At 57.2% G+C, this 4030-nt stretch carries 3 rRNA genes (1 of these 3 cut by a window edge); all 3 read right to left on the reverse strand.

Annotation, left to right across the window (positions count from 1 at the left end):
• Positions 1-48: 48 nt before the first annotated feature.
• Positions 49-165, reverse strand: a 5S ribosomal RNA gene (rrf, locus tag AB0C01_RS33880).
• A gap of 86 nt (positions 166-251) precedes the next feature.
• Positions 252-3364, reverse strand: a 23S ribosomal RNA gene (locus tag AB0C01_RS33885).
• A 384-nt stretch (positions 3365-3748) separates the two neighbouring features.
• Positions 3749-4030 (reverse strand): 16S ribosomal RNA (locus AB0C01_RS33890) (it continues 1334 nt past the right edge of the window).
• Together the 16S, 23S and 5S rRNA genes form the textbook arrangement of a ribosomal RNA operon.

Genomic DNA, 4030 nt, shown 5'->3' on the forward strand with positions numbered 1-4030 from the left:
GACGCAGAAAAGGCCACCCCGTGATGGGGTGGCCTTTTCTGGAAGATTGTCCGGCGGCGTCCTACTCTCCCACACCCTCACGAGTGCAGTACCATCGGCGCTGGAGGGCTTAGCTTCCGGGTTCGGAATGTAACCGGGCGTTTCCCCTCCGCCATGACCGCCGTAACTCTATGAACATATCAAACAACCCCGGGCACACACACGCGGGTGTTCGCTTGTTCAGAGTTGCACAGTGGACGCGTAGCAGCTTAGTAGTCAAGTCCTCGGCCTATTAGTACCGGTCAACTGAACCCGTTACCGGGCTTACATTTCCGGCCTATCAACCCAGTCGTCTAGCTGGGGGCCTTACCCCACCAAGGTGGGTGGGATACCTCATCTTGAAGCAGGCTTCCCGCTTAGATGCTTTCAGCGGTTATCCCTTCCGAACGTAGCTAACCAGCCGTGCCCTTGGCAGGACAACTGGCACACCAGAGGTTCGTCCGTCCCGGTCCTCTCGTACTAGGGACAGCCCTTCTCAAGTATCCTACGCGCACGGCGGATAGGGACCGAACTGTCTCACGACGTTCTAAACCCAGCTCGCGTACCGCTTTAATGGGCGAACAGCCCAACCCTTGGGACCTGCTACAGCCCCAGGATGCGACGAGCCGACATCGAGGTGCCAAACCATCCCGTCGATATGGACTCTTGGGGAAGATCAGCCTGTTATCCCCGGGGTACCTTTTATCCGTTGAGCGACACCGCTTCCACTCGCAAGTGCCGGATCACTAGTCCCGACTTTCGTCCCTGCTCGACCTGTCAGTCTCACAGTCAAGCTCCCTTGTGTACTTGCACTCAACACCTGATTGCCAACCAGGCTGAGGGAACCTTTGGGCGCCTCCGTTACCTTTTAGGAGGCAACCGCCCCAGTTAAACTACCCACCAGACACTGTCCCTGAACCGGATAACGGTCCGAAGTTAGATACCCAAATCAACCAGAGTGGTATTTCAAGATTGCCTCCACCCATACTGGCGTATGGACTTCACCGGCTCCCACCTATCCTACACAAGCTAATTCGAGTACCAATGTCAAGCTATAGTAAAGGTCCCGGGGTCTTTCCGTCCTGCCGCGCGTAACGAGCATCTTTACTCGTACTGCAATTTCGCCGGGCCTGTGGTTGAGACAGTGGGGAAGTCGTTACGCCATTCGTGCAGGTCGGAACTTACCCGACAAGGAATTTCGCTACCTTAGGATGGTTATAGTTACCACCGCCGTTTACTGGCGCTTAAGTTCTCCGCTTCGCCCCCGAAAGAGCTAACAGGTCCCCTTAACGTTCCAGCACCGGGCAGGCGTCAGTCCATATACATCGAATTACTTCTTCGCATGGACCTGTGTTTTTAGTAAACAGTCGCTTCCCCCTGCTCTCTGCGGCCATACAACGCTCCACCCGCGCGGGGCTTCACGTCTCCGGCCCCCCTTCTCCCTAAGTTACGGGGGCAATTTGCCGAGTTCCTTAACCACAGTTCGCCCGATCGCCTCGGTATTCTCTACCTGACCACCTGTGTCGGTTTGGGGTACGGGCCGCTAAGAACTCGCTAGAGGCTTTTCTCGGCAGCATAGGATCACTGACTTCACCTGAATCGGCTCGGCATCACGTCTCAGCCTTATATGTGTTGCGGATTTGCCTACAACACGGCCTACACGCTTACCCCGGCACAACCACCGGCCGGGCTCAGCTACCTTCCTGCGTCACCCCATCGCTTGACTACTACCCATCAGGTTCCCACGCTCCCCATTCGCAACCCGAAGGTCTTGAACGGTTTGGGTGGTTAGCACAACGAGGTTCATCAGGGACGCTCTTTCGCGGGTACGGGAATATCAACCCGTTGTCCATCGACTACGCCTCTCGGCCTCGCCTTAGGTCCCGACTCACCCAGGGCGGATTAGCCTGGCCCTGGAACCCTTGGTCATCCGGCGGAAGGGTTTCTCACCCTTCTTTCGCTACTCATGCCTGCATTCTCACTCGTGCCGCGTCCACAACTGGGTCACCCCGCTGCTTCACTCGCGGCACGACGCTCCCCTACCCATCCACACACCTGCACAAGGAATCAAGTCCAAGCGAGGATAAAATGTGAATGCCACAGCTTCGGCGGTGTGCTTGAGCCCCGCTACATTGTCGGCGCGGAACCACTTGACCAGTGAGCTATTACGCACTCTTTAAAGGGTGGCTGCTTCTAAGCCAACCTCCTGGTTGTCTATGCGACCCCACATCCTTTTCCACTTAGCACACGCTTAGGGGCCTTAGCTGGTGATCTGGGCTGTTTCCCTCTCGACTACGAAGCTTATCCCCCGCAGTCTCACTGCCGCGCTCTCACTTACCGGCATTCGGAGTTTGGCTGATTTCGGTAAGCTTGTGGGCCCCCTAGACCATCCAGTGCTCTACCTCCGGCAAGAAACACGCGACGCTGCACCTAAATGCATTTCGGGGAGAACCAGCTATCACGGAGTTTGATTGGCCTTTCACCCCTAACCACAGGTCATCCCCCAATTTTTCAACATTGGTGGGTTCGGCCCTCCACGCGGTCTTACCCGCGCTTCAGCCTGCCCATGGCTAGATCACTCCGCTTCGGGTCTAGGACACGCGACTGAATCGCCCTATTCAGACTCGCTTTCGCTACGGCTCCCCCACACGGGTTAACCTCGCCACATGCCACTAACTCGCAGGCTCATTCTTCAAAAGGCACGCCGTCACCCCGCAAGGCTCCGACGGATTGTAGGCGAACGGTTTCAGGTACTATTTCACTCCCCTCCCGGGGTACTTTTCACCATTCCCTCACGGTACTTGTCCGCTATCGGTCACCAGGAAGTATTTAGGCTTACCAGGTGGTCCTGGCAGATTCACGGCAGATTTCAGGGGTCCGCCGCTACTCGGGAACACCCACAGAAGGTCAGCAACTTTCACCTACCGGACTCTCACCGTCTACGGTCAGCCATTCCAGACTGTTCGACTAGCCACTAACTTTGTAACTCCTCGAACAAGTGTCAGCTTGTTCAGCGGGGTCCCACAACCCCGACCACGCAACCCCTGACAGGTATCACACGCAGCCGGTTTAGCCTCGATCCGCTTTCGCTCGCCACTACTCACGGAATCACTAAATTGTTTTCTCTTCCTGCGGGTACTGAGATGTTTCACTTCCCCGCGTTCCCTCCACACACCCTATGTGTTCAGGTGTGGGTGACACCACATGACTGGTGCCAGGTTTCCCCATTCGGACACCCTGGGATCACAGCTTGGTTGACAGCTCCCCCAGGCCTATCGCGGCCTCCCACGTCCTTCATCGGCTCCTGGTGCCAAGGCATTCACCGTTCGCCCTTGACAACTTGACCACAAAGATGCTCGCGTCCACTGTGCAATTCTCAACAAACGACCAACCCACAACCCGATCCGCCCCACACCAAACCCAACCCAACGGTCAGCGGTATGCGAGGCCAGGCCATGCCTGGCAGACTCCCAGCCCCCACACCGGAGGGCTGGCCAAGTCTCTGAAACAACAACCAACGGTTGTTCCTTCAGGACCCAACAGGGTGCTTACATTCCTCCTCAGCCGCACCAGGGACTTCGTTCCCACCACCCCGAAAGGCAGCTGTACTAGAAGGAACCCGGCCGTTGCCGAGGAAAAACTTGCCAGTGTCTCCGCCATCTGAGCACCCCACCACCACAGTCGGGCGGTGCGGGCTCCTTACCGACTTTCGTCGGAAGGTGCTCCTTAGAAAGGAGGTGATCCAGCCGCACCTTCCGGTACGGCTACCTTGTTACGACTTCGTCCCAATCGCCAGCCCCACCTTCGACGGCTCCCTCCCACAAGGGGTTGGGCCACCGGCTTCGGGTGTTGCCGACTTTCGTGACGTGACGGGCGGTGTGTACAAGGCCCGGGAACGTATTCACCGCAGCGTTGCTGATCTGCGATTACTAGCGACTCCGACTTCACGGGGTCGAGTTGCAGACCCCGATCCGAACTGAGACCGGCTTTTTGGGATTCGCTCCACCTCTAC

Origin of the sequence: Micromonospora sp. NPDC048905 (genome assembly GCF_040649655.1) — a bacterium.
GTDB lineage: Bacteria > Actinomycetota > Actinomycetes > Mycobacteriales > Micromonosporaceae > Micromonospora.